5 protein-coding genes are annotated in these 3,696 nt (G+C 66.3%); 1 reads left to right on the top strand and 4 read right to left on the bottom strand.

The genetic code is table 11. From position 1 onward, the window contains the following. From JWN21_RS13940 to JWN21_RS02630, 4 genes are all read right to left on the bottom strand, one after another. A partial coding sequence (locus tag JWN21_RS13940; RefSeq protein ID WP_367182903.1) for a hypothetical protein occupies positions 1-63 on the bottom strand: 63 nt, incomplete at its 3' end. Further along, positions 63-836: a 3-methyl-2-oxobutanoate hydroxymethyltransferase gene (panB, locus tag JWN21_RS02640; RefSeq protein WP_299645938.1), complete on the bottom strand. Its 774-nt coding sequence runs from the start codon at positions 834-836 to the stop codon at positions 63-65. The genes panB and JWN21_RS13940, both read right to left, overlap by 1 nt. Before the next feature lie 24 nt (positions 837-860). Then, positions 861-1,295 (bottom strand): hypothetical protein, encoded by a 435-nt coding sequence (locus tag JWN21_RS02635; protein ID WP_299645936.1) that lies wholly within the window; start codon positions 1,293-1,295, stop codon positions 861-863. 53 nt (positions 1,296-1,348) lie between these two features. Then, positions 1,349-1,690: an ArsC family reductase gene (locus JWN21_RS02630; protein WP_299645934.1), complete on the bottom strand. Its 342-nt coding sequence runs from the start codon at positions 1,688-1,690 to the stop codon at positions 1,349-1,351. 355 nt (positions 1,691-2,045) lie between these two features. Between JWN21_RS02630 and JWN21_RS02625 the strand changes: the two genes are divergently transcribed. After that, on the top strand, positions 2,046-3,696 hold a 1,651-nt coding region (locus tag JWN21_RS02625), incomplete at its 3' end, for an NAD(+) synthase (protein WP_299645932.1).

Here is a 3,696-nt window from a genome sequence, read left to right as displayed (position 1 = left end):
AACTGTGGGGGCCATGACCGCGCCGCCCTCCATCTTCACTGCCGCCGCGCCGGTCTCCTTCATCAGCCGTGCGGCACTGGCGAATGCCCGTTCGGGCGACCCCTCGTAGCTGCCGAAACCAGCACCTGCCCGTCGCAATGGGCCGATGCGCCGATGCCGATGGTCGGGCAGTCGATCGTGCGCGTGATCTCGACCGCGATCGGTTCGACCACGCCCTCGACGACGATCGCGAACGCGCCCGCTTGCGAGATCGCGCAAGCATCGTCGATGATCTTCGACGCTTCCTCGTGGCTGCGACCGCGGGCACCGTATCCGCCGAGCGTGTTGACCGCCTGTGGCGTCAATCCGACATGCCCCATTACGGGGATGCCGCGTTCGGAGAGGAAGCGAACTGTGGGGGCCATGACCGCGCCGCCCTCCATCTTCACTGCCGCCGCGCCGGTCTCCTTCATCAGCCGTGCGGCACTGGCGAATGCCCGTTCGGGCGACCCCTCGTAGCTGCCGAACGGCATGTCGATAACCACGGCGGCATGGAAACTGCCGCGCACCACCGCCGCGCCGTGCGCCGCCATCATCTCCAGCGTCACGGGCACCGTCGACGGGAGTCCGTAGATCACCTGCCCCAGGCTGTCGCCGACCAGCAGCAGGTCGCAGTGCGGATCGAGGAGCTGCGCCGTGCGCACGGTATAAGCGGTCAGCATCACCAGCGGCGTACCCGTGCCGCCTGCGATCTCCGCCTTGCGTCGCCGAACGGCGGGAATCGTCAGCCGCTTCATCGGTGCGGCGACCGGCGTCGCGCGGCTGGTGGAGGTGTCGATGGTGAAGGTGGTGGACATGCCCGCAAGCTTAGGCGCGCGGCGTCAGACGATCCACCCCCGCTCGGCAGCGCGCTGCCCCAGCCAGATCGCAAAGGTGCCGATCACGACGATGACGATGGGAAAGCCCATCGCGGTGACCACGCCCTTTACCGCGATGATGTCCGTCGCGAGGAACATCCACCCGAACATCACGATCACCGCGACCAGCGAAGCGACAAGGAGCGGCGGCGCGAGGCGGCGGCGGAACAGTAGGAGTAGGGCACCGAGCAGACCGGCCCACACCGCCACGCCATAGACCAGGATAAACCAGGTCGCGCGATCGGTGTGGAGCTTGCGGTCATAGTCGCTCAACGCCGCCAGCGCCTGCGGCGTGAGGTGAAAGCTCATGTAAAAGGCGGCCACGCCGGATACACCCCAAAGCAACAACGCCACGCCGGCGATCCAGAACCACAGCGGCGGCTTCCTCTTTGCGGTCATTTCAGTTCTCCCCCTAAGCGCAGACTGCGCCCACACAGGGACAATCGCAAGCGTCAGCCGAGCGCGGCCGCCCATACGTCGGGCGCGAACCCGACCAGCAGCGTCTCGCCATCGGCCAGCACCGGCCGCCTGATCGCGGACGGGTGCGCGAGCATCAGCGCGGTCGACCGGGGCACGTCGAGGTCCGTTTTCTCAGCGTCGGGCAGCTTGCGAAACGTCGTGCCCGTCCGGTTGAGCAGCGCCTCCCAACCAAGCCGAGCCACCCAACGGTCGAGCTCTTCCCCATCGACCCCCGCGGTCTTGTAGTCGTGGAAAACGTAAGCGACGCCCCGCGCATCGAGCCATCCCCGCGCCTTCTTCACCGTGTCGCAATTACGGATGCCGTACAGGATCATGACTAACCTCATCATGCTGAACTTGTTTCAGCATCGGTGCGTGTACTTACCCACGCTGGCCGAGCTGATTAAGCTGACGCGCGTGGATGCTGAAACGAGTTCAGCATGACCGACAGAAAAAGCGCTGTCCTACACAAGGCACCCCGGCGTAATCCCGCAAAATGTCGCGTGCCCGTCCTCCCATCCAAACTTCCCGGAACTTCCGCAGCGCGGGTAACTTCTGTTCCCAGCGGAACTTCCAGCCCGTCTGCCGAGGGGAGCGGCGGCTCACCCCGCATATGGGCGGAAGTTGCGGAAGTTCCGATTTGCCACGACCCGGCAATGACCCGATCGCCATAGCTGGACCCCGAACCGCATGACCCACCCCTTCCACTCGATCCACACCCACGGCATGATCCGCGTCGCCGCCGCCACGCCCGCAGCCAGTGTCGGCGATGCACTCTTCAATGCCGACGCCGCGGTCGCGCTGGCGCGGGAAGCGGGCCGCGAAGGCGTGGACTTGCTCGTCTTTCCCGAGCTCAGCCTCACCAGCTACGCGATCGACGACCTGCATCTCCAGACCGCGCAGCATCTTGCCACGGTCGGGTCGATCGCCCGGGTCGTCGAAGCCAGCGCGGACCTCGCGCCCGTACTGCTCGTGGGTGCCGCCCTTCCCCGCAACGGACGCCTCTACAATTGCGCCGTCGCAATCTCGCGCGGCAAGGTGCTGGGCGTCGTCCCGAAGACCTTCCTCCCCAACTACCGTGAATATTATGAAAAGCGCTGGTTCGCGTCGGGTGCCGGGCTGACCGGCCTGTCAATCGACATTGCCGGCCAGCAGGCTCCGTTCGGCACCGACCTGATCTTCGCCGCCTCCGATCTGCCGGGCTTCGTCTTCCATGCCGAAATCTGTGAGGATTATTGGGCGCCCACCCCGCCTTCGACTGCGGGTGCGCTCGCCGGCGCGCTGATCTGCGCCAATCTCAGCGCTTCGAACATCGTAATCGGCAAGGCGCGCGAGCGCGCGATGCTGTGCGCGGCGCAGTCGGCGCGCGCGGTGTGCGCCTATGTGTATTCCGCCGCCGGTCCGGGCGAGAGCACCACCGACCTCGCCTGGGACGGCCAGGGGCTGATCCATGAACTGGGCGAACAGCTCGCCGAGTCGGAGCGGTTCACCAGCGGCAACTTCGTGGTGGCGGACGTCGATGTGGAGCGCCTCGCGCAGGAACGTCTGCGGATGGGCACCTTCAACGACGCGGCGATCGTCACGGGTCATCCCGAGCTGCGCTTCCGCCGCATTGCGTTCGAGCACCAGCCGAGCCTTGCGGACACCGGGCTGCGCAGGGCCATCCGCCGCTTCCCTTTCGTGCCGAACACGCCCGAGAAGCTGGATGCCGACTGCTACGAAGCCTACAACATCCAGGTCGAAGCCCTTGCCAAGCGGCTCCGCGCGACCGGTGTCGACAAGCTCGTGATCGGCGTCTCTGGCGGCCTCGACTCGACCCACGCGCTAATCGTCGCGGCCAAAGCGATGGACCGGCTGGGCAAGCCCCGCACCGACATCCTCGGCTTCACCATGCCCGGCTTCGCCACCAGCGACGGCACAAAGGCGAACGCTTGGGCCCTGATGCGGGCGCTCGGCGTTACGGGCGAGGAGATCGACATCCGCTCCACCGCGCGGACGATGCTGGAGACGATCGGCCATCCGTTCGCACGCGGCGAGCCGGTCCACGACATCACCTTCGAGAATGTCCAGGCCGGACTGCGCACCGATTACCTGTTCCGCCTCGCCAACCAGCGTGGCGGCCTGGTGCTGGGGACCGGCGATCTGTCCGAGCTTGCGCTTGGATGGTGCACCTATGGTGTCGGCGATCACATGAGCCACTACGGGGTCAACGCGGGCGTGCCCAAGACGCTGATCCAGTTCCTGATCCGCTGGTGCATCCGCACCGACCAGTATGACGTAGCTACCGATGCAGTCCTCGACGCCATCCTGGCGCAGGAGATTTCGCCCGAACTCGTCCCCG

This window comes from Sphingomonas bacterium (genome assembly GCF_028292945.1).
Classification (GTDB): domain Bacteria; phylum Pseudomonadota; class Alphaproteobacteria; order Sphingomonadales; family Sphingomonadaceae; genus Sphingomonas.
The sequence above is the reverse complement of the archived record's forward strand: the minus strand, read 5'-3'. Positions and strand labels throughout refer to the sequence as shown.